Below are 21,149 nucleotides of genomic sequence, written 5' to 3' on the forward strand. Positions count from 1 at the left end.
TGACATACAGCAAATATTTATTGATATGTTATGGCAGTTAATTCCATTATTTTGCTGCTATTATTGCTAATTATGATATTTTCACGGATTCAGGATTTTTATTAATTATTAAATCAGATAAGTAACCCAGTATTAAAGCGATAACTGCAAACGATATCCCAAAGTGAAAAAAATGGGGCCAGGAAACGTTTAAATAACCCAGCACCAGTGCAACGGCTACGGTATTGGGTGACCAGAAGAATATGGTCCCCACCCCTCTTGATATGCTTTTGGTGAGAATGCCGGGGTAGTTGAGAACTGAGTCCCTGGCGGTAATTTCATACGTCAAAGGGGCTGCGCCGATATTCATGAAAACACCGAGCACGTGGCTGAAAATAGCTGGAACCCAGTAAATCTGCCATCTTTTTTTCATATACCGGGCTGTCAAACCATCAAGTACCTTAGTATAACCTCCGGTTTTTAAAGGCATCCCCAGCAAAGGAACTGTTACCAACAGCACCAGAAGGCTTACATTTTTGCCAATGGCTTTAAACCAGTATTCCAAACTGGCGCCGGAATGGTACATTAAATAAGCGCCGACACCCAAAAGCCCCAAACATACTATTCTTGTACCGCGGTCCGCAAAGGGTATACTATAAAGAATGGCGAAAATAACAATATAACTAACCAGCAATTCAAGCAACGGATGAGGGTAAAACACAACAATGACACTGCCCAAGGTCATCGATAATAATATAGGTTTTTTTAACTGGCGAACTTTTCTACCAAATAATGATTGAAATTCAGCTATGGCCAAGGAGAACCTCCTGCTTTGTCAATATGGCAACGGGAAAATGATAGTGCATTAACCTAATACCTGGGTTTAAATCCGCGCCGAGAAAAACCTCAAGGGATCTCTGCTATAATTATAACTATAATTTTTATTTTTTGACATTAATCGACAAAGACCCTTTACCAGCCAGGATTATCTGACTGGTAAAAGGCCTTATTAATACATAGCATATTTATCAAATACAGAAAGAGGAGGATAAGGAGGACGGCAAAAAACCTCCTGTACTTGTTTTAATATAGTTAATTATTTATGCTTATGCGCTACGATAAAGCTTAGTAAAGACAAATTCCCGATGGCCAAGCGTTTCGGCGCAGGTCAGGCGGCCATTGCAAACACGGATCATCATGTCCAACAGAGCATCCGCGGCCTGATCCAGGTTCATTTCCCGACGCAAAATACCGCTTACGTCAACGTCTATATGTTCTTTCATGTCCACCACGGTGAGGGGGTTGGCGGAAAGCTTGATGACCGGCTCAATTGGGTTACCGATAATATTGCCCTGGCCCGTGGGGAAGAAGTGCACCACAGCACCGGAAGCCGCCCACAAAGTTACGGCCTCGGCAGCGGCGGATGAAGTGTCCATGTACCACAGACCTTTGGAAGTCGGCGCTTCAGCAGGCTTTAATACGCCAACAAACTTTAAGTTACCGATCTTTTGGAGGTTGCCCAAAGCCTTCTCTTCAATAGTGGTTAAACCACCAGCGATATTGCCCTTGGTGGGCTGGGAGCCGGAAAGATCAACGCCTTGGCTTAAAATGAAATCGTTGTATTCTTTCCAAATTTGGTAGTAAGCTTCACCCACTTCGGGGGTAGCGGCATGTTCTTTACAAATATCTTCGGCACCTGTAATTTCGGAAGTTTCACCGAAACTGCAGGTGGCGCCGGCAGCCACGAGCTTTTCCAAAGCCCTGCCGACCGTGGGGCAAGAAGCCAGACCGGATGTGGTGTCAGATTCACCGCATTTTACCGAAACGTACAGTTCGTCAACAGAGCATTCCACTTTTTGAATTTCCGATGCCCACTGGGCGTATTCCTGAGCTTTCCAGGAAGCCCGCTCGATCGTTTTATGCTGGCCGTTGCGCTCAATGGCGAAACCACATACGGGCTTACCGGTTTTGGCAATACCTTCCACAACAACATTGGTCCATTCTGGTTCAATTCCAATTACGACAACTGCTGCAACGTTGGGGTTGCTGCCGATTCCGATCAAAGTCCGGAAGGTCAATTCCAGGTCTTCACCGAACTGCAGACGGCCGTATGCGTGCGGCAGGGCTATTGTGCCCTTGACGTTGTGGGCGACAGCTTCACATGCTGCATTGGAAAGGTCGTCCAAAGGCAAAATAGCAACGTAATTGCGAATACCTACTCTACCGTTTTCACGGCGATAGCCCATGAATGTTGGAAACTTGTATTCTGACATAAAATTACCACCTCGCAGTCTTTAAGTTATGGGTATGGACATGTTCACCCTTTTTAATCGGCGCGACAACTTTGCCAATGGGCCTGTTGTACTTGATAACCGATGATCCTACTTCAATATCTACCATTGCGATTTTATGACCGATTTTAATATCGTTCTTAGCTGTTACTGTAACTGTGGCGTCGTTGGACATTACCCAGCCTTCCACGGTTTCCCCGGCCTTGATTTCTTTTACAGCTACGCCCACTGTATCATTTTCGTCATGAATAATAAAATAAGGTTGATTCATTATACTGGTTATCCTCCCTTCAAAACTTTGTTTCAAAATTAGGTAGCAAATTAATCAATTGAGAAAAAATGACATTGATCACCTCCGTAGTTGGTTTTAACCCAGGAAAGTTTCAATAAACAGTGAACATCATTTGTGTTGCATAAGTATTATTTGGTCAACTCAAAAGTCCGAATACAACTATGACGTAACCAAATCCTTATGTAATAAGTGAGTTAACCAAAAAACTCAATAACATTTCAAAATAGGTATGTTATCAGAGGTCTGTGGTTCTACCAATCATTCTACTCTTACTTTTTTTTATTGTCAATGAATATTTGAACTTACATTTTACCAAGCAAGACCGGCCAAGAAGCAATCCTGCGCTAAGCTATATTCAGCGCCTGCGCCCCAGGGCTCCGTCAAAGTAGATTTTCAACACAATATATGGTGCAATGAGGGACTATATCTACAATATATTACACAAAAGCGCGACTTTGACGATCTCCTGGCCTGCGCCCCAACAGCTGTTGCGCTATTGGTGAAAAGATGCTATATTAGCACTAAATTGGTATGATGTCAGTGGTATGAATATGAGGGTATTATAATCTTACTTATTACTTAATTTAGGAGACAATTATGATAGATTTTTTTTCTGCCGCAGCCGCATTTTTAGCCGGATTAATAAAAACAACTTTTGGCGTTGGCGCCGGGGTGTTTCTAACGCCTCTTCTGTCCATAAACATGGACCCTAAAACTGCCGTCGCGTTGATGGCGCCCATGATGTTGTTTTCGGACCTGTCCACCATCGGGCTGCACTGGAAAAAATGGGACGCCAGTCATGTTAAGGTGCTCATTCCCGGAGGGGTAATCGGAGTGCTTATCGGGAGCTATTACCTGGCCTGGGCTTCACCGAGCATAACCCAGGTAACCATCGGTATAGTGGCCATGGCTTTCTCAGCTTTACAAATCGTGCGTCAACAAAAATCCGAGTATTTTACCAACCTAAATATGAAACCTGTGCACGGCGCGTTGATCAGCGTTTTTGCAGGTGCTTTTTCAGCAGTCGCTCACTCCGGCGGTATAGTCATATCCATTTACCTGATCACCCTGGGTATGGCCAAACATGCCTTTGTTGCCACCCTGATCTTGTTCTTGTTTGTCGGTGATATTTTAAAGATGGTGCTTTTCACGAAATTTGGCGTCCTAAATTCCGAAATCCTTATTGCCGGCATAATATTAACCCCGGCTTTGTTTTTAGGCAGCTGGTTGGGAAGTAAGTTAATTAACAAACTTACCGATAAACAGTTTATTTTAATTGTGAACGTTTTTATTTTCCTGAGCGGACTTTTCTTAATTATCAAAAACTACTATTAAACCCCAACATTATTTTTTAATATATAAGAATTAATCTCACTATTCGAAAACTTTGAAAAATTTTCAACCAGGTAATTGTCTTTATAACGACAAACTGATATAATTCTACTAAGCTGTTGTCTGAGGTTGGAGGTATGACCAATATTTTTAAAATTGCGAAATAAGATAATTCGCTAATTATTTAATAAATTAGAAATTTAATTAAAATAGGTGAGAGTAAATAAGCCAAATTGCTTTTTAAACCAACGTTTCCCAGGTATTGAAGCATTATAAATTTCAGAAGCTGGCTGAATTTCTTATGGGTATCGATTCTCAAATAATCTAAAATTTAGGAGGTGAATTTCAAAAGTTTATTTCTTTTAACAATTTAAGACATTACTTAAAAGGAGGAGTAAAATGAAAGTTAAGGCCAAGGGTTTTATGCTTATTGTTTCCCTACTTGTACTCAGCCTTCTTGCAGCCGGTTGCGGCGAAGGCGGAGAACAAAACATGGCAGACAAAACCAAGTTCAGCTTTGCCACCGCGGGAACCGGGGGCACTTACTACCCCATGGGAGGCGGCGTTTCCAGCGTCGTCCAGGATGCCACAGATTATGAAGTAGCAGTGGAGACCAGCGGCGGTTCCGCCGAGAACCTGCGGCTTATTCAAGCTGGTGAAACCGATTTTGCCTGGGCCAACGCTTCTGAAATATACTGGGCCTGGAATGGTGAAGAATTTTTTAAAGGACAGGAATTAAAGGATTTCAGAGTTGTAACCTTTGCCTGGAATGCCATCTATCACTGGGCTGTTCATAAAGGAAGCAACATCAACAGTTTTGCAGGCCTGGAAGGTAAAAAAGTCGGCATTGGTCCCCAGGGTTCCGGAGCCGCCGTATTTGGTGAAACTTACCTCAGGGCTATCGGTATGTGGGACAAGGTTCAACCCATGTTCCTACCTCCCGACGACCAGGCAACATCCTTCAAAGATAATAAAATAGAAGCGTTTGGTTACTTCTCAAGGGTGCCCATGGCGGCCCTGATGGATATCGCAGCGGTAACTGATATTAAACTACTAGACCCCACCATTGAAGGAGCTAAAGTAAACTTCTCTGAAAAATACCCCTTTTACAGCCAAACAGTCGTTCCTAAGGGATCTTATACCGGTCAGGATCAAGATGTGAAAATGTACGGCAACCCCGTCTACATGGTCGCGCATAAAAACATTCCCGAACAAGTCGTGTATGACATTTTAACGGCCGTTTATTCCGAAAAAGGACAAGAACGCCTGCTGCAAACTAACAAGGCCGCAGAAGACATGACGTTGGAAAATGCTTTGCAAGGCATGACCGAGATGGGTGTGCCCCTGCACCCCGGAGCGGTTAAGTTCTTTAAAGAAAAAGGCCTGGAAATTCCTGAAGAACTGGTTAAAGATTAAGTAAATTTTAACATAACCAACATATAAAACTCATAACTGGCACCTTAAAGGTGCCAGTTATGTCAGTATATTCTTTGCAAATTAGGAGGTGTATTTCTTGGACAAAGATCATCTAGAAAGGCAAGGACCGCAAACAGAGCAGGAAATGGAAAAAATGATCGAACAATATGAAGGTGCCTCTGCCAAAAGGACCTTTGCCGGCCCACTTGGTAAATTTATTGCTTTTGTCGCCGCCCTGTTCACGCTGTTTTTCTTGTACCAGGCCGCATTCGGTGTCATATCCCCCGAAGCCAACAGGGGCATATACGTCGGTATAACCATTTTTTTGTGTTTACTTATTTATCCTGCATCTAAAAAATCACCCAGTGACAGAATTACCATATTTGATGCTTTCCTGGGCTTTCTAACCCTGATCACCACAGGTTATTTCATCTTTATGTATCCCCAGATGGCATATCGCATTGGGTTTGTGACCACAACGGATTTGATCATGGCCATCATAGCGGTACTACTGGCGCTTGAAACCGTCAGGCGTGTAACAGGCAATGTGTTATTCTTTATCGCCCTTGGATTCTTATTGTACGGTTACTTCGGTAATTTATTCCCCGGTATGCTGTCCCACAAAGGATTTAGTATTACCAGGATAGCCAGCTTCATGTACGCATCCCTTTACGGCATTTATGGCGCAGTGGCTTCGATTTTTGCCTCATTTGTTTTCCTGTTCATTACTTTTGGAACTTTTCTGGAGGCTTCCGGGGCGGGAAGATTTTTCATCGACTTTCCATATTCTGTGCTCGGAAGAACCCGCGGCGGCCCGGCCAAGGTGGCTGTTCTGGCCAGCGGTTTCATGGGTAGTATTAACGGCAGCGCCACCGCCAACGTGGTTACTACAGGCACTTTCACCATCCCCTTGATGAAACGCATCGGTTATAAACCCCACATGGCTGGTGCCATCGAAACCGTAGCATCCACAGGTGGAATGCTGATGCCTCCGATTATGGGCGCAGGCGCTTTCATTATGTCGGAATTCACCGGAATCGCTTACTGGGATATCGTCAAAGTGTCCATTATTCCGGCCATCCTTTATTACATGTATCTGTACTTGATGGTTGAATTCCAAGCCCTTAACCTGGGTCTGAAGGGTCTTCCCAAAAGCGAATTGCCCAACCCAATGGAAGTTTTAAAATCCGGCTGGTACTTTATCATTCCGGTTGTCGTCATCGTTTATATGCTTGTTGCCGGATATTCCCCACCCATGGCAGCAGTAATCGGCGTAGTATTAACCATCATCTGCAGCTGGTTCAACAAAGAAACGCGCATGTACCCCAAGGATATTTACAACGCCCTGGTTAAGTCGGCTATAGCGTCTTTGACGGTAGGCGCCACCGTGGGCGCTATCGGCATTATCATTGGCGTTGTTTATCTGACCGGTTTGGGACTTAAATTTTCGGATATTTTGTTATCCCTTTCCGGAGGATTTTTGCCCCTGGCCATCGTTTTTGTTGCCATTGCTTCCTATGCTCTCGGCATGGGCGTTACGGCTACTACTTCCTATATCATTCTCGGCGTGCTGGCGTCACCGGCGCTGCAGGAACTGGGCGTCGCCCTGCTACCTGCTCATCTGATCATCTTCTGGGCCACCCAGATCGCCAACGTTAACCCGCCGGTATGCCTGGCGGCATTTGCCGCGGCGGCCATAGCCAAAGCCGAACCGATGAAAACCGGTATAACGGCCATGATTTTCGCGCAACCGCTGTATATCATGCCCTTCGTGTTCGCTTATGCGCCGGCCATACTCCTGGTTGGTGACCCGGCGGACATCTACCGTACCATTTTCTCAGTGACCCTGGGCATGATTTTCGCGGCATGCTTCTTCCAAAACTGGATGTTACGCAAACTGATGCTGTTTGAACGGTTGATTGTAGCCGTAGGAGCAATATTCCTTTTATTGGCTGGTTCCACCACGGATTACATTGGATTTATCATTGCAGCGGCAATGTTTGTATTCCAGCTGCTGACCAGAAACAAAAAAGTAGGCAAAACACTGGGTACTACTGCATAAAAGCAGCCATTAAATTTTAGCATTTAAGCCGTGTAAAATTCTTTAGTTAGCATTATCGCCTGAACACCGACGATTAAATTACCCAGCTCACCAGGCGGCTGTCAAGGCTACGCCCCCGACAGCCGCGTGGCTCCGCTTGTAAGGGTTAACAAGCGGTGTTCAAGGGTCTACCCTGAAACTACCCTGAAACTAGTATCTTCCGTTTAGGGCCGGCGGCTCCCCGCTGCGTTCCGAACTTCCGCGCCGACAGCACCAGCGGCTTTCTTCGGGCGAAACCGGACCGGCTTCAATTCGCCGTCCATGGCTCAGTTTCAGCCTCTCGCAATCATCCTGCTTGTGCCCGGAACGGGTAGCCGCTCGTCCGGTTTCGCAGCCTCGCTGCGCCGGGTGCTGTTGCCGGCGCTCCAGGATGTCACTTGCGGGGAGCCGCCGGCCCTCCATACCGCTTTTCATCCTCTGATGGTGCACGATAGCGGCATGAAAGTCTGTCCCGGTCATCTAATTGAGCGGCTTCATCCATATCACGGTCAGAGTAACCTTTTTCCAGCAATATTATGATAGCATACGGGGTGGACTTAGCGAGGGCGACCTTTAATGCAAAATATTAAGGTAGGAGGAATTAAGATGTCCGATGAAGCAAACTTTAAAAAAGGTTTAAGTTTAAGGTTTAAACTCATAACTTTTTTCGTTTTAGTTGCAGTATTACCACTGCTGGCTGGCGGCATTTGGTCTATAATAAATGTCAAAAGCGAACTGATAAAAAATACGCATCACAGCAATATGCTAATTACAGATCAAATAGCTAATCAGGTTGACCAATTAATTAAAAACAGGATCGATCTTGCCGCTTCCTTGGCTAAAACGACAAATGTTAGCAAGATGGACCCCGAGGAACTTAAATCTTTGATTACCCCAATCAAGGATTATTACCCAGATATTGATGTAATAGGGATAATAGATAAGTCCGGCAGGCAGATAGTTCGCTCCGACGACAATAAACTTTTGGACTTGCATGATCGTTCATATTTTACTGAGGTAATGGCGGGTAAAGAATACTCCGTCAGCGATGTTGTAATTTCCCGTTCTAACGGTAAACCCATCGTAGTTATCGGCACTCCAATTAAAAAGAATGGCGGGATCGAGGGAGTATTCCAGATATCCTTGATCCTGGCCGGCCTAGATAATATTCTGGCAGCGTCAAAAACAGGCCAAACCGACTATTCATTTATCACAGATAGCAAGGGAAAAGTAGTAGCGCACCCCGATCACCAGATAGCCGCTAAGCGGACGGATTTTTCCGCTCTGGCCCCTGTAGAAACAGCGATTAAAGGGCAAAACAAAGGTAGTTTGGAATATCTTATTGATGGTACAAGCTGGCAGTCATATTATTGTGTGACGCCGTTTCTGAAATGGGTTGTGGTAACCCAACAAACAACAGCGGAAGCAACGGCGGAGGCAAATATCTTGGCGCAAAACACCCTGTTGGTTTTGGCTCTGGGCGCGCTGGCGGCGGTTTTGGTGGGTGTTTTATTTAGCACAATGACTATTAGACCACTGAATGCTTTAAAAAAGGAATTGTTATCCCTGGCGGAAGGTGATCTAACCCAAAACGTGCAGGTTAAATCAAGGGATGAAATCGGGGAATTGGCCCATACCTTTAACAAAACCGTTGTCCAATTGCGTGAGCTTATTGTAGGAATTAAAGCCAGTTCGAACCAACTATCTTCACACAGCCAGGAATTAGCCTCCAGCAGCGAAGAAGTAAGCGCTACCATTGAAGAAGTGGCCGGAACTGCCAACGAAGTGGCAGCCATCTCAACGCAAGGAGCGGAAAATGCCGAAGAATCAGCTAGGGAATCCGAGCAGGTTCTTCAAGTGGCCGTGGAAGGTAACCAGGCCGTGCGGCAAACAATAGAAAAGATGGGCTCCATTTCTTCCGCTTCTGAGAATGTATCTAGCGCTATTGAAAAACTTAGCAAGCAATCCAATAAAATTGGAGAGATTATCAACACAATCACCAATATAGCTGACCAGACCAACCTTTTAGCGTTGAACGCAGCCATAGAAGCTGCACGGGCAGGGGAGCATGGCCGCGGATTTTCTGTGGTAGCGGAGGAGGTACGTAATCTGGCGGAACAATCCGCAACCGCCGCCAATGAAATTACAGACTTAATTAAAGAAATACAATTTGGTGTAGAAGAAGCTATAAGAGCAATGAGATATGGGAACGAAGAGGTAAGTGAAGGTGCACAAATTGCCAATAACGCGGGCGCGTCCCTAGAGCAGATTATTAAAGCCATCGAAAAAAATATAGCGGTAATTAAAGATGTCGCCGATGGTGCCAAGCAGATTAACGAAGGCACCCAGCAACTTACCGCCGCCAATGAGCAAATAACCTCTACCATCCAGCAAGTATCCGGCGCCGCCCAGGAACTAGCCAATATCGCATTTGAATTACGCAACAGAACTGAAAGATTTAAAGTTAATAGTTCTGAAAACGATCAAAATGCATAACTAATGAAGAATGTTGATAGTGAGTTTATAAACAGCATTCCTGCAATCGACATAACCTGTAGCCACTCACCCTCAATGGCGGAAGGAGAGTGGTTTTTTCTTGCCTAAAATGGCATCCATACTGCATAATGATTGTCAGAAATCGGTAGAATTTGCAGCGACAATAAAATATACAGAAAGGTATGGCGAAAAAAGCGGAAGAGGGAAACCCATAGGCCCCCACAGCCAGTTTCCCTCTTCCTTATAACTTTCGTCAATATAATCATAATGGGTTGGCAAACCGATGTCCAGACATATATAAAAGTTGTAACTAAAGATTAATATCCCGAAGAACTGCGCCCGTTGTTTTGTGAGCATTGTCAGGAAGAAAAATTCTTTCATCATCACGATTACTATGAGCGGGATGTCCATAACTGTATCCAGCAATGGAGAATAGTAATCCACCGGTTCCTTTGCCCCACCTGTAGACATACCCAAAGTGTTTTGCCCTCCTTTATCGGGCCGCATAAAACAGTTATCTGGGACGTCCAATAAGAAGTCATCCGGAAAAACGAAGCAGGCATGCCATTGGAGCAAATCGCCGGGGAAATAAACCCGCCCGCCGGGCCGTATTCGGCCAAAACCATGTGGCGCTGGAAAAAAGCCTGAAATGTGTAAGGCCTACGAGATACCCGGCAGTCATAGAAGTACGGTTAGCGTGCGGACATTGGAACGGTATTTATCCCTGTACCGCAAAGGCGGGTGGGATGCGTTAAAGCCCCAGCCCCGCAAAAGCAAGGGAAACTTCAAGATTCCCGCCGCGGTGCTACAAAAAGCCATCGAACTCAGGCGCCAGAGGCCGGAGAGAAGCGTGGAGCAAATAAACATGTTCTTAGGAGAACCCTTGAGGCTTCTTTCTCAGGCGGCGCCGAAGGGTAGCCTTGACAGCCGGGGCCCCCGCGTGTGGTACAATAATAAAACCGGCGGGGTCCTAAATGGTAGCATGTTCCCGGAGCCGCCCCGTCGGTGGTCTTGCCGAACCACACGCGGGGTGGATGTCAAGGCTACCACCTTTGCGCTAATACAGCTTTACTTTGAGTATTATGTGAAATTCTATGAAATAATCAGCAATTAAGACTATGTGTCCAATTTTAGGGGGTCAGCCCGCCGCCTGTAACACCTGAAAACACTTCCCTTCCATATTTCCTGTGCAACAAGTTCTCGCTACATTATCAAACTCCTGCCGACACACAAGCTATCTTATCACATTATTACAAATTTAAAATTACTATTTTGTAGTAAAACTATAATTTGTAGTATAATAAAAGGTAATACCACATACTTATGATTTCATACATATGATAACATACCTCCGGGATTTATCTAGAAATATTTCAATAAACAATCTCATTAATTATTAATGAATATCCGAGGTGGACAATGAAAACAGTAATCACAGAGTTAAATTGGAAACAAGGTAATGAAATATTATCGGAAATGGGCGAAGTGATATATGACCCGGAACTGTGGAGAAAAAAAGAGTTACCGGACATAATTCATGATGCGGAAGCCCTAATTGTGCGCAACCAAACCAAGGTTTCCCGCACTTTACTGGATTCCGCACCGAAGTTAAGAGTAATTGGGCGGTTAGGTGTCGGATTGGATAATATCGATTTACAAGCCACAAAAGATAAAGGCATTTCCGTGGTATACGCCAGAAATGCCAACGCTATTTCGGTGGTGGAATACGTTTTTGCGGTTATGCTAACCTTTGCCAGGCATCCTGTAGAAGCCACCACCGATGTCAAGCGGGGAAATTGGAACCGTAAACTGTTTACCGGCAGTGAACTATACGGCAAAACACTTGGTCTCATCGGTATAGGTGAAATTGGGACCAGGCTGGCCGCCCGGGCCAAAGCATTTGGTATGCATCTGCTCGGGTATGATCCTTTCCTGCCCCCTTATGAAATTGCCATTGCCGATTTCGGGGTGGAGCAGGCCAATTTGGAAGGAGTAATTCGCCGCGCTGATTTTATCAGCCTCCACGTTCCTTTAAATAAAGCTACCCGGCATCTTATAAATAAGCAAACATTAGAGCTGGTCAAATCAACGGCCTACATTATTAATTCTGCCAGGGGCGGTGTAATTGACGAGCAAGCCCTATATGAAGCGCTGTCCAACAAAAAAATAGCCGGTGCGGCTTTGGATGTACTGGAGCAGGAACCACCGACAAACTCACCGTTGCTTAAATTGGATAACGTTATCCTGACGCCTCACATTGCCGGGCTCACAGAAGAGGCCCAGGTTAAAACTTCGGTGCTAGTAGCCCGGGAAGTGATAAAAGTTTTCCAAGGACAACAGTCGAGTTGTGTCGTTATATTATAGAACCGGCGATAACAAGTTTAAAAGGAGATGTTACAACTTATGCAACACAAAATACCCGCCGAATACGTACAAAAGTTTTGTGCGCATCTGCTGGAAGGTACCGGAGTGCCTCGGGAAGATGCTGAAATCGTAGCCACCGTGCTGGTGGATACCAGTTTGGACGGCATCGATACCCATAGCATCAGCCGCCTGCCCGTTTACTTGACCCGTTTACAAAACGGGCGTATTAACGCCCGGCCAAATATTAAACCAACACGCACAGCCCCGTCCGTAGTTGTATTGGACGGCGATAACGGCCTTGGCCAGCTGGTTTCAGTGCGAGCCATGGAAAAAGCCATTGAAACAGCCCGGGAAACGGGTGTAGGCGTAGTGTCCGCCCGGCATAGCAATCATTTTGGCGCGGCCACTTACTACTGTAAGATGGCTGCGGATGCCGGCATGATTGGTATGGCTTTTACTAATTCCCCACCGGGCATCCCCCCGTGGGGCGGTAAAAAACCTTACTTCGGCACCAACCCAATTTCTTTTGGTTTTCCTAAAAAGGGTGACCCGGTGGTAGTGGACATGTCCTCCAGCACCGTGGCCAGGGGCAACATCATCCTGGCTGCTAAAGAAGACCGCCCCATACCCGAGGGATGGGCTATTGACGCTGATGGTCGCCCCACCACTGATGCCCAAGAAGCATTGAAAGGGGCGGTATTGCCGATAGGTGGCCCCAAAGGTTACGCCCTGGCCCTGGCTGTGGAAATATTATCCGGTGTGGTCAGCGGCGCCGCCTACGGATCACATGTAGGCTGGATCTATGATGACAGTCTGGAGCCGGTCAATATCGGTCATTTTTTCATAGCCATGAACATTGAGCCTCTTATGCCCATGCATGAATACATGGTCCGTATGGAGCAGATGGTTTCGGAAATAAAAGCGGTCCCGAAAGCACAAGGATGCGACCACATACTGCTGCCCGGGGAACGAAAACAAATGAAAGCGATCCAGCGGTTACGGGAAGGCATCCCCGTAAATGCCAGGTTGCTAAATGAACTTAATAATATTGCCACCTCCCTTGGTGTGGAAAAAATTAATCCTTAATTAGTCACCAATTATGTGCCACATGGTTTGATGGTTTCAAATGGCCCGGTTTTGCGCCGGGTTTCGTATTTTGCCGCGTTTTTCAGCCAAGTAACTTGTTCCCCATACACCCAGCAAAATAAACGCACCGCCTAAAAACTGCCAGTTACCCAGATACTCGTCAAAGAATATTACGCCGGCTAGCACTGAAACCACCAGTGTTAGATTCATAAATACCGCTGCCTGGGAAGCGGGTAGGTGGGACAGGGCGTAATTCAGGGGAAAAAAACAACCATTGAGGACAGCAGACCCAGGTATAAAAGGCCGATAAGTACCGGCGGGTATTGTAGGGCAGTGATGTAATTGGTTAGCTGGCGTAGAGATCTTTTACCTTGACTTCAGCGCCTTTTTTTCCAATTCTTCTTTAACCGTGCCGAGTATGGCCGCATTAAAACTTTTGGGGTTGGGGTGGCAGTAGATTACTAATGCTTTCATATAAATAACCTCCACTTCCATTTTTTACTTAATAATAACATAACAGGTTGCCCAAGTACATTTTAGTTTGATATTTGTCTGATATTTTTATTTACCTGGAAATTGCCAACGCTGCCGGATTTGGCCACCAGTTCGGCGTCGGTGAACAGGGTGATGTTTTCCCGGCGCTTAACTTCGTCAACCAGTTGTTTGATTAAAAGCCGGCCGGTTTTGTCGTGGGGGTACATTTTGTTGAATCCCGCCACCCAACCGCCGGGAGCAGCGGATTTTTCGGCCAGCAGCACGGATATGCCCAGGTCCGCCAGGCCGATGGCAGCCCGCAGGCCCGCAATACCCGCGCCCACCACCAATACTTTGGGCACGGTATCAATTACGATCGGTTCCAGCGGTTCGGTCAGGGCGGTGCGGGCCACGCCGGCCCTGACCAAACGCACGGCCTTTTCCGTCGCCCCGGCCCGGTCATCGGTATGGGTCCATGAGCACTGTTCCCGCACATTGACCTGGTTGTACCGGTAAGGGTTCAATCCCGCCCGTTTGGCCACTTCCCGAAAAGTAAACAAGTGCAGTTTGGGCGAACAGGAGGCCACCACCAGGCCGTCCAGGTTTTGCTCCCGGATATCCTCGATCATCTCCTGCTGCGTGGCATCCGAGCAGGTGAACATGGCCGTTTTCAGCTAACGGCACGGCTACACAAACTAACCCCGTTCTGATAAAATAAACGGAGCTTTTTGTTATCAAATTCTATATTAGATTTTGAAAATACAAACTTTGTGCATATTGTATACATAATACTTGTATTGCAAAGTCCTTTGTGCTACTATTACCTCAGATCAAGTCAAGAGGTGATACCATGCAAACCAAGATCGTTAAAACTCCTTGCGAAACCTGCGCAAACAAAAACAGTGTCAGATGTTTTAGCGCTCTTGCCATGTCCAAAACCGCATGTTCCATGGAAATGGAAATGTTTAATCACGGTGTGGAAAATTTAATTTCCGAAATAGTAATTCCATGCAAAAACTATGTATGCAATAACAAGTTATTAAAGCAACAATACAAGAAAATTGTATAAAAAAGAGAGTATACTTTAAGAATATTTAAAGCATAATTTCGGGCAGAAAATTTGTTGGCATTTTGCAGGGCATTTCTGCCCATTTCTTCCCTGAGTTTTTCATTTTGTAAAAGTAATTTAATTTTTTCACTAAAAATCTCCTTGGACAGGTCGGTTAAAAATCCATCAACCCCATCCTGCACCATTTCTGAAACCCCGTTTGCCCTTACCGCCACTACCGGCAGGCCTGCAAATTTGGCTTCCGGTATAACCAGACCCTGGGTTTCAGAGATGGATGCAAATACAAATATATCGGCATCCAGATAGCATTTATAAACCTCTGCCCGGGTTAATAACCCGGTAAATGTAACTTTGTCCTGCACCGTCAATTGTTGCGCCAGCCTTTTTAACTCCTTTTCTTGTGGTCCTTTACCTACCAGCACCAGGCGGGTTTCCGGAAAATCATTAACAATTTCGGCAAAACATTCCAAAAGAAATGCTATGTTTTTCTCCGGGCCCAACCTACCAACACACAGCAGTATTTTTTCCCTTGGTTTTATATCATAACGCCTGCGCAGCCAACCCGTTTCCCCGGTCATAAATTCCTCTGTTTTAATCCCGGTGGGAATTACCTGAAGAGGCTTGGTAACTCCCAGTTGCCTCATGTACTCTGCAGTGGCAGTTGTCGGGGCTATAATAACATTACACCGGTTGCTGAAGTTTGCGCATATTTTTCGTATTAATAACCTGGCCATCCTTCGGGGGATGGGAAGATAATGACTGTAATATTCATAAAGGGTATGAAACGTGTAAACAAGTGGTATGCCCAATTGCCGGGCTGCAGATAAGCCCAGCCATCCCAGACCGAAGGGATGATGAACGTGAATCACATCAGGTTGTATCTCCTTGAGAGTGGCCTTCAGATGCCGGGAAAAGGGGATGGCTAAATAATAATCCGGGTTTGTGGGCGGAGGAACAGAGATAAATCGAAATACATTTTCTTCATTATCAATGTAATTCGGGTATCTCGGAGCAAAAATAAAGACTTGGTGGCCCATCAAGGAAACTTCTCTATGTAAAACCTCTATGGAATGCACAACACCACTATTATACGGCAAATAACTGTCAGTAAATATGGCTATTCTCAAACCCATTCGCTATAACCTCTCTATATTGTTAGCGCAATACTACCCCGCCTAAGCCATAAAAACCCAACCGGCCCACATAGACTGAAAATATGCAAATCTTCCTACTTAGTATGCAACCTAACAGGACGTCTTATCCCGCGTTCTACAGCAAATAGGCACATATCGCCGGCTTTAAATATAAGAACCCAGTAACCATACGGGTTTGCGGTTATAAAGAATTACATCCTTCCTACGCCGGGACGCATGTATGTTTTTGTAGACCCGCCTTTATTTGGATAAAGGGGACAGGTTACTTTATATGGTGTATTTTGGAAGACAATACCCCTGCCTTCCTGAATTATTCCAGAAAAATTAAGAATAATAAACTTAAATTTAACTGCGGAGGGGCAAAGCATGCTCGAAAACCTGTTCAAACTACGCCGGTACAATACCGACGCCCGTACGGAGATTATCGCCGGCCTGACCACCTTTATGACCATGGCTTACATCCTGTTCCTGAACCCCAACATCCTGGCCGCCACGGGCATGGACAAAAACGCCGTCTTTTTCGCCACCGCCGTGGCTGCGGGCGTGATAACCATCGCCATGGGGCTGATTGTCAATTACCCCATAGCCCTGGCCCCGGGAATGGGGCTGAACGCCTACTTCGCCACCGTGGCCGCCCAGCACGTGGGCATCCCCTGGCCGGCGGCCCTGGGGGCGGTGTTTATCTCCGGCATTATATTTATTATTCTCACGGTAACTAAAATTCGCCAATTGCTGGTCGTAGCCGTGCCCAATTCCATAAAACGGGCCATTATCGTGGGCATTGGCCTGTTCATCACCATGCTGGGCCTGAAAATGGCCGAATTTATGGTGATCAAGGCCGGCCCGGTGATCCCCCCCACCATGGAAACGCTGCAAAAGCCGGGGGGCGTGGCCACCCTGCGCTTTTTTGAATGGAATATTTTCATGGGGTCCTTTGCCAATAATGTAACATTGTTGGCCCTGATCGGACTGGTTGTTTCCGCCCTTCTAATGGCTAATAAGGTTAAGGGGGCCCTGCTGTTCGGCATCATCCTCACCACATTGATCGGCCTCCCCCTGGGCGTCACCCGGGTGCCGGCCAACTTCCAGCCCCTGGCCCTGCCCGACCTGTCCCGGCTGGCAGTAGGCAAGCTGGATCTGGCCGGAGCCCTGGACATGGGCCTGTGGACGGTTATTTTCACCTTCACCTTTGTGGAACTTTTCGATACCTTCGGCACCCTGGTGGGGACCGCCGGGAAGGCCGGACTGCTGGATGAAAACGGGCAGTCGCCCCGGCTGGGCCGGGCCATGCTGGTGGACGCCGGCGGCGTTTCTTTCGGCGCACTGATGGGCACCAGCACCGTAACCGCTTACATTGAAAGCACCGCCGGCATTGCCGAGGGCGGCCGCACCGGCCTAACGGCGGTGACCACCGGCGTCTTATTCCTGCTGGCCCTGGTCCTGGCCCCCATCGCCGGATTGATCCCCGGCGCCGCCACCGCCCCGGCGCTGATCATTGTGGGCCTTTTGATGGCCCAGTCCGTGAAGGATATAGATTTCGAAGACTTTACCGAGGGGCTGCCGGCCTTTTTAACCATCGTGCTCATGCCTTTCACCGGCAGCATCGCCAACGGCATCGCCGCGGGGATAATTTTTTACGCCCTGCTTAAACTGGCCGGCGGCCGGACCCGGGAGGTACACTGGCTAATGTGGGTGCTGGCGGCCATCGTACTGGCCCGCTACCTGTTTCTGGCGGAACATTGATTTAAGCTGCAAGATGTACTCACTTCAGCCGGAAGCATATCCATATGCAATGAGGGTTTATCCTCATATCTACTGAAAACTCCGGATAAACATGGCCGCTTTTTCGCTGTCCAGAAAATCATGCACATCTTCTATGCCAAGCTGCTTCAACAGTTCCATTACATATTTGTTGTCCACCGGGGTCAGGGACAGGGCCTCCTTACCGTACTCATCAACAAACTTCTGCCCCTCCCCGGGGTCAATCAGCACCCTGGGACCGCCCACGCATCCCCCGGGGCAACCCATGCCCTCCAGAAAATTGGCTTCCATTTTCCCTTCAAGAACCTCATTCAGTATTTTTCGGCAGTCCTTGACACCGTCGGCCTGCACCGCCCTGATCTTGATTTCCCTGTCGGGCCGCAGCCTGTCCAGGGTATCGGAGATCGCTTTACTTACTCCCCCGGTCCGAGCATAAATCCTGCCGGCGGTGGAGGAATGTTCGCTGGGGTCTTCCTCCATTTCTTCCGGCTTGATGCCTACGGCCTCGAAAATTTGCTTCACTTCCTCAAAAGTCAGCACCGCATCCACCGCGTCCTTGATATCCTCTTCCTTGGCCTCCGCCTTCTTGGCTATACACGGGCCGACAAAAACTACTTTGGCCCCGGGGTGCAAATGCTTGATGCCCCTGCCGCAGGCCACCATAGGCGACACCGAGGGTGATATATGGGGCACCAGGTCTTTGTAGACCCGCTTGACCATGGAAACCCATATCGGACAACACATGCTGGTGAGCATGAAATCTTTTTCCCGGGTAACATGCCGTTCAAATTCCAACGCCTCTTTTAAAGTAAGTATGTCGGCAAAAAGGGCTACCTCCACCATGCCGTAAAAACCCAGCCTCTTAAATGCGGCCCGCATTTTCCCCGGCGTTACTCCGGAGCCAAACTGACCGATAAAGGCGGGAGCCACAATGGCAAAAACAGGCACTTTGCGGTTTTTTAATAATTCAATAACCGGCACGAATTCTTTTTTATCCACCAAGGAATAGTGTTTGCATACTTCCACGCATTTTCCGCACCCGGAGCAATTGTTGTGCTTGATAACAACATTACCCTCCATATCCCGGACAATGGCGTTAAACAAACAGGACGCTTCGCAATTATCTTCGTTTTTCAAACTGCAGGAACCGTCACAGTCCTTTATCTTGAACACCACCCGGTTCGGGTCCCCGCCACCGGAAGCATAGCGAATATATTCATCCGTAAACCTGTCGCCTTCCCGCCGCATTTTATCAACTTCATCATCCATGTTCCCCCGGTAGGCCGATTTAACCAATTTTTTAAAAACCTCATCATAACCTGGCTTGCTCATAATTGCCACCTTTGCTATTTGATTTGCTGTATGTACTATTTGCCATTTCCTGATTATTTATAAGTGGGTGGAACCGGCCGGAGTCCAATTCAGGCTTTAATTCCCATGACTAATCCGCTGATATCTAATTTATGATTAAAAACGCCGCAAAACTTCTTGACTATTATGAAAACTAAATAAAGGAAAAACTATACTCAATAAAGAAAAGAATAATTAACGTAAATAAATCGAGGTGACCGTCATGTATATAAACAGGCTTTTTGTCTTCGGTACGCTGCTGCCCGGACTGGACAACTACAACCACTTCATTAAAAAATGCCGGCCTAAAACTCACAAGGCCAGGGCCAGGGGTATCATGTACTACCTGCCCGAAGACGGGTACCCCGTTGTGCTGGAAGGCGACGGGGAAATCAAAGGAGTATTGTTTGAAGCGGATGAATTGCGGGTGATCATGCCGGAAATAGATGAAATTCAAAAATTTACCGGCATTGAAAGCCAGAGCCACCTGATCCGGGAAATCAGGGACGTGGAAAACCTGGAAACCGGAGAAACAGTAAAAGCCCACATGTATTTGTGGCCGCCTTCCAGAGCCGAATGGCTGGAGAAAAACGGTGAAGTTATTTACGACGGGGACTGGCTGAGGTTTCTGCGGGATAAAAACAATTAACCCCTGTGCAACCATCACAGGGGTTTTTTTATTGTTTGAGCAAGAAATATGGAACAAGATAGATTAAGGGAACAAATCTTCTATCATGCGGTCTACCAGAACTTCCTGGTACACGACATTACCCACCCGCAACATGGCCTCTATCAAATGCCCATCCCACGGCACTTCAAGAATCGCCAGCTTTTTGGCCTGGTCCGGCGTCAGCTTGATTCCTTTCGGTGCCTGCAAGTAAGCAGCGGTATCAAAAAACCAGGGCTTAAAGGCCGCGGCATACCTTTCAGCCAGCCGCCGCCCCATCTCCAAGCCGGGCGGGTCAAAGTCACCCCCGTAGTATATCGTACTCCCGGCATCAACAAGCCGGTCCAGGAGTTTTAATGCCGCCACGCTGGGCTGACCGCTGGTGCAGACCATCGCCGGCATTTGTTCCCTGCCGGCGGCACAGTCCAGTATGGCGCTGAAAACGGCGGGGTTCTCCATAACGTAAACCGCTCCCGGCAGCCACCCGGTAGGCTGTTCCACAAAGCGTAGGGGCAGCAGCAAAGGACTGGCGGCAGCGGCAGAGGCGGTAAAAACTGGTTCCCGGGGATCTCCCGGCCGCGCCCGCAACCCGGCCACGATAACGTTGGAGGATATGTCGTCTTCCTCCAGGCCGGCCCGGCTGAACAGCACCTTTTTCCTTTCCGCGCCGTATTCAGTCTCAGGCAGCCGGTACATGTGATGCAGTGCGAAAAACAACAGCCGGCCCAACGGCCTGTCCCCGTCCAGGGCATGAGGGTCGCCGGTCAGCCGGGCGGCAAAGACGGGCAGCCGCTGCCGCCGGCCCGGGTACTGCACCAGCCGGTCCATAGCCTCGACACAGGTTTTCAGCAGCTCGGCGGCCTCGCGCTCATTCTGCCTATATATGGCCTTAACTGTGCGGTACCCCGCGCCCCCGCCTGCGGCCAGTTCGGCCAGCCATTCGCGGGTTACCGTGGTCCGGGCATGCTCCATCAGCCCGTGAAAAAATTGCGACCATTTCAGGCTTTCCAGCCGGGCCGCCTCTTTATTCGGCAAAATCTCGCAGCCGAAATACACTTCCAGAAAATCAGGCAGGGCCATATTAAAACGGCTTTGTCGCAAAATATCGTCCACTTCCTGTAACTTGACCATAAGCACGGCGCTATCCCGGCAGTCCCGGCTCAAAAAACCGGACAATATATCCCGGTCCTCCGGGGAAAGACCGCTCAACTTGACGGTGCCGCCCACCCGGCCCAGTGATTTATACTTTTTGCCGATGGCGGCAAAAAGCTTTTGAAAACAGCCGTGATTGAAATAATCCAGCATTTCCCGGTGACTGCTCATATTTGTCCCCCCAGT

Annotated in this window: 20 protein-coding genes; 10 read left to right on the forward strand and 10 right to left on the reverse strand. The window is 47.5% G+C overall.

Features of this window, described 5'->3' with window-relative positions:
* Positions 1–70: 70 nt before the first annotated feature.
* From BM299_RS11815 to BM299_RS11825, 3 genes are all read right to left on the reverse strand, one after another.
* On the reverse strand, positions 71–796 hold the full coding sequence (locus BM299_RS11815) for a hypothetical protein (protein ID WP_092484409.1): 726 nt from the start codon (positions 794–796) through the stop codon (positions 71–73).
* A 289-nt stretch (positions 797–1,085) separates the two neighbouring features.
* Positions 1,086–2,252, reverse strand: coding sequence for a UxaA family hydrolase (locus BM299_RS11820; RefSeq protein ID WP_092484412.1), 1,167 nt, complete (start codon positions 2,250–2,252; stop codon positions 1,086–1,088).
* A gap of 4 nt (positions 2,253–2,256) precedes the next feature.
* Entirely contained in the window at positions 2,257–2,541 is a 285-nt protein-coding gene (locus BM299_RS11825) for a UxaA family hydrolase (protein ID WP_092484415.1), read from the reverse strand.
* Between the two features lie 618 nt (positions 2,542–3,159).
* On the opposite strand from BM299_RS11825, the gene BM299_RS11830 reads away from it, so the two are divergent.
* The 3 genes from BM299_RS11830 (at position 3,160) to BM299_RS11840 (ending at position 7,372) form a co-directional block, all read left to right on the forward strand.
* Positions 3,160–3,897, forward strand: coding sequence for a sulfite exporter TauE/SafE family protein (locus BM299_RS11830; protein ID WP_092484419.1), 738 nt, complete (start codon positions 3,160–3,162; stop codon positions 3,895–3,897).
* 396 nt (positions 3,898–4,293) lie between these two features.
* The gene (locus BM299_RS11835; RefSeq protein WP_092484422.1) at positions 4,294–5,310 is read left to right on the forward strand and encodes a TAXI family TRAP transporter solute-binding subunit; all 1,017 of its coding nucleotides are present in this window, start codon (positions 4,294–4,296) and stop codon (positions 5,308–5,310) included.
* 97 nt (positions 5,311–5,407) lie between these two features.
* Positions 5,408–7,372 (forward strand): TRAP transporter permease, encoded by a 1,965-nt coding sequence (locus BM299_RS11840; protein ID WP_245779753.1) that lies wholly within the window; start codon positions 5,408–5,410, stop codon positions 7,370–7,372.
* 189 nt (positions 7,373–7,561) lie between these two features.
* Here BM299_RS11840 and BM299_RS11845 read toward each other — a convergent pair whose 3' ends face one another.
* A complete protein-coding gene (locus BM299_RS11845) occupies positions 7,562–7,870 on the reverse strand; it encodes a hypothetical protein (protein ID WP_131820641.1) in 309 nt (102 codons plus the stop codon).
* Between the two features lie 126 nt (positions 7,871–7,996).
* Between BM299_RS11845 and BM299_RS11850 the strand changes: the two genes are divergently transcribed.
* The 5 genes from BM299_RS11850 to BM299_RS11870 all read left to right on the forward strand — a co-directional run bounded on the left by BM299_RS11850 (position 7,997) and on the right by BM299_RS11870 (position 13,336).
* Positions 7,997–9,886, forward strand: a complete 1,890-nt coding sequence (locus tag BM299_RS11850) for a methyl-accepting chemotaxis protein (RefSeq protein ID WP_165608291.1) — start codon at positions 7,997–7,999, stop codon at positions 9,884–9,886.
* 342 nt (positions 9,887–10,228) lie between these two features.
* On the forward strand, positions 10,229–10,420 hold the full coding sequence (locus BM299_RS20475; RefSeq protein WP_220427523.1) for a DUF6431 domain-containing protein: 192 nt from the start codon (positions 10,229–10,231) through the stop codon (positions 10,418–10,420).
* 163 nt (positions 10,421–10,583) lie between these two features.
* Entirely contained in the window at positions 10,584–11,000 is a 417-nt protein-coding gene (locus BM299_RS19705; protein ID WP_207545175.1) for a helix-turn-helix domain-containing protein, read from the forward strand.
* A 305-nt stretch (positions 11,001–11,305) separates the two neighbouring features.
* Entirely contained in the window at positions 11,306–12,250 is a 945-nt protein-coding gene (locus BM299_RS11865) for a hydroxyacid dehydrogenase (protein ID WP_092484432.1), read from the forward strand.
* Positions 12,251–12,289: 39 nt separating this feature from the next.
* The gene (locus BM299_RS11870; RefSeq protein ID WP_092484435.1) at positions 12,290–13,336 is read left to right on the forward strand and encodes an Ldh family oxidoreductase; all 1,047 of its coding nucleotides are present in this window, start codon (positions 12,290–12,292) and stop codon (positions 13,334–13,336) included.
* A gap of 36 nt (positions 13,337–13,372) precedes the next feature.
* Here the strand turns inward: BM299_RS11870 and BM299_RS19995 are convergent, their stop codons facing one another.
* From BM299_RS19995 to BM299_RS11885, 4 genes are all read right to left on the reverse strand, one after another.
* The gene (locus BM299_RS19995) at positions 13,373–13,699 is read right to left on the reverse strand and encodes an EamA family transporter (protein ID WP_092484438.1); all 327 of its coding nucleotides are present in this window, start codon (positions 13,697–13,699) and stop codon (positions 13,373–13,375) included.
* A gap of 3 nt (positions 13,700–13,702) precedes the next feature.
* The gene (locus BM299_RS18900; protein ID WP_114340128.1) at positions 13,703–13,810 is read right to left on the reverse strand and encodes an NAD(P)H-dependent oxidoreductase; all 108 of its coding nucleotides are present in this window, start codon (positions 13,808–13,810) and stop codon (positions 13,703–13,705) included.
* Between the two features lie 62 nt (positions 13,811–13,872).
* Positions 13,873–14,472: an NAD(P)-binding protein gene (locus tag BM299_RS11880; RefSeq protein ID WP_092484441.1), complete on the reverse strand. Its 600-nt coding sequence runs from the start codon at positions 14,470–14,472 to the stop codon at positions 13,873–13,875.
* Positions 14,473–14,827: 355 nt separating this feature from the next.
* Positions 14,828–16,012 (reverse strand): glycosyltransferase family 4 protein, encoded by a 1,185-nt coding sequence (locus BM299_RS11885; protein WP_245779754.1) that lies wholly within the window; start codon positions 16,010–16,012, stop codon positions 14,828–14,830.
* Between the two features lie 387 nt (positions 16,013–16,399).
* Between BM299_RS11885 and BM299_RS11890 the strand changes: the two genes are divergently transcribed.
* Positions 16,400–17,776: an NCS2 family permease gene (locus BM299_RS11890; RefSeq protein WP_092484442.1), complete on the forward strand. Its 1,377-nt coding sequence runs from the start codon at positions 16,400–16,402 to the stop codon at positions 17,774–17,776.
* Positions 17,777–17,845: 69 nt separating this feature from the next.
* Here BM299_RS11890 and BM299_RS11895 read toward each other — a convergent pair whose 3' ends face one another.
* Positions 17,846–19,126 (reverse strand): [Fe-Fe] hydrogenase large subunit C-terminal domain-containing protein, encoded by a 1,281-nt coding sequence (locus tag BM299_RS11895; RefSeq protein ID WP_165608292.1) that lies wholly within the window; start codon positions 19,124–19,126, stop codon positions 17,846–17,848.
* A gap of 241 nt (positions 19,127–19,367) precedes the next feature.
* On the opposite strand from BM299_RS11895, the gene BM299_RS11900 reads away from it, so the two are divergent.
* Positions 19,368–19,793, forward strand: coding sequence for a gamma-glutamylcyclotransferase family protein (locus tag BM299_RS11900; protein ID WP_092484444.1), 426 nt, complete (start codon positions 19,368–19,370; stop codon positions 19,791–19,793).
* Positions 19,794–19,856: 63 nt separating this feature from the next.
* Here the strand turns inward: BM299_RS11900 and BM299_RS11905 are convergent, their stop codons facing one another.
* Positions 19,857–21,134: a TIGR02679 family protein gene (locus BM299_RS11905; RefSeq protein ID WP_092484445.1), complete on the reverse strand. Its 1,278-nt coding sequence runs from the start codon at positions 21,132–21,134 to the stop codon at positions 19,857–19,859.
* Between the last annotated feature and the right edge of the window lie 15 nt (positions 21,135–21,149).

The organism is Desulfoscipio geothermicus DSM 3669 (assembly GCF_900115975.1).
Classification (GTDB): Bacteria; Bacillota; Desulfotomaculia; order Desulfotomaculales; family Desulfallaceae; genus Desulfoscipio; species Desulfoscipio geothermicus.

What these genes read in the sequence shown, in the direction of transcription:
- BM299_RS11820 (WP_092484412.1), bottom strand. Translation starts at nt 2,252, where the DNA reads ATGTCAGAATACAAGTTTCCAACATTCATGGGCTATCGCCGTGAAAAC.
- BM299_RS11825 (WP_092484415.1), bottom strand. Translation starts at nt 2,541, where the DNA reads ATGAATCAACCTTATTTTATTATTCATGACGAAAATGATACAGTGGGC.
- BM299_RS11830 (WP_092484419.1), top strand. Translation starts at nt 3,160, where the DNA reads ATGATAGATTTTTTTTCTGCCGCAGCCGCATTTTTAGCCGGATTAATA.
- BM299_RS11835 (WP_092484422.1), top strand. Translation starts at nt 4,294, where the DNA reads ATGAAAGTTAAGGCCAAGGGTTTTATGCTTATTGTTTCCCTACTTGTA.
- BM299_RS11845 (WP_131820641.1), bottom strand. Translation starts at nt 7,870, where the DNA reads ATGACCGGGACAGACTTTCATGCCGCTATCGTGCACCATCAGAGGATG.
- BM299_RS11850 (WP_165608291.1), top strand. Translation starts at nt 7,997, where the DNA reads ATGTCCGATGAAGCAAACTTTAAAAAAGGTTTAAGTTTAAGGTTTAAA.
- BM299_RS11865 (WP_092484432.1), top strand. Translation starts at nt 11,306, where the DNA reads ATGAAAACAGTAATCACAGAGTTAAATTGGAAACAAGGTAATGAAATA.
- BM299_RS11870 (WP_092484435.1), top strand. Translation starts at nt 12,290, where the DNA reads ATGCAACACAAAATACCCGCCGAATACGTACAAAAGTTTTGTGCGCAT.
- BM299_RS18900 (WP_114340128.1), bottom strand. Translation starts at nt 13,810, where the DNA reads ATGAAAGCATTAGTAATCTACTGCCACCCCAACCCCAAAAGTTTTAAT.
- BM299_RS11880 (WP_092484441.1), bottom strand. Translation starts at nt 14,472, where the DNA reads ATGTTCACCTGCTCGGATGCCACGCAGCAGGAGATGATCGAGGATATC.
- BM299_RS11885 (WP_245779754.1), bottom strand. Translation starts at nt 16,012, where the DNA reads ATGGGTTTGAGAATAGCCATATTTACTGACAGTTATTTGCCGTATAAT.
- BM299_RS11890 (WP_092484442.1), top strand. Translation starts at nt 16,400, where the DNA reads ATGCTCGAAAACCTGTTCAAACTACGCCGGTACAATACCGACGCCCGT.
- BM299_RS11895 (WP_165608292.1), bottom strand. Translation starts at nt 19,126, where the DNA reads ATGAGCAAGCCAGGTTATGATGAGGTTTTTAAAAAATTGGTTAAATCG.
- BM299_RS11900 (WP_092484444.1), top strand. Translation starts at nt 19,368, where the DNA reads ATGTATATAAACAGGCTTTTTGTCTTCGGTACGCTGCTGCCCGGACTG.
- BM299_RS11905 (WP_092484445.1), bottom strand. Translation starts at nt 21,134, where the DNA reads ATGAGCAGTCACCGGGAAATGCTGGATTATTTCAATCACGGCTGTTTT.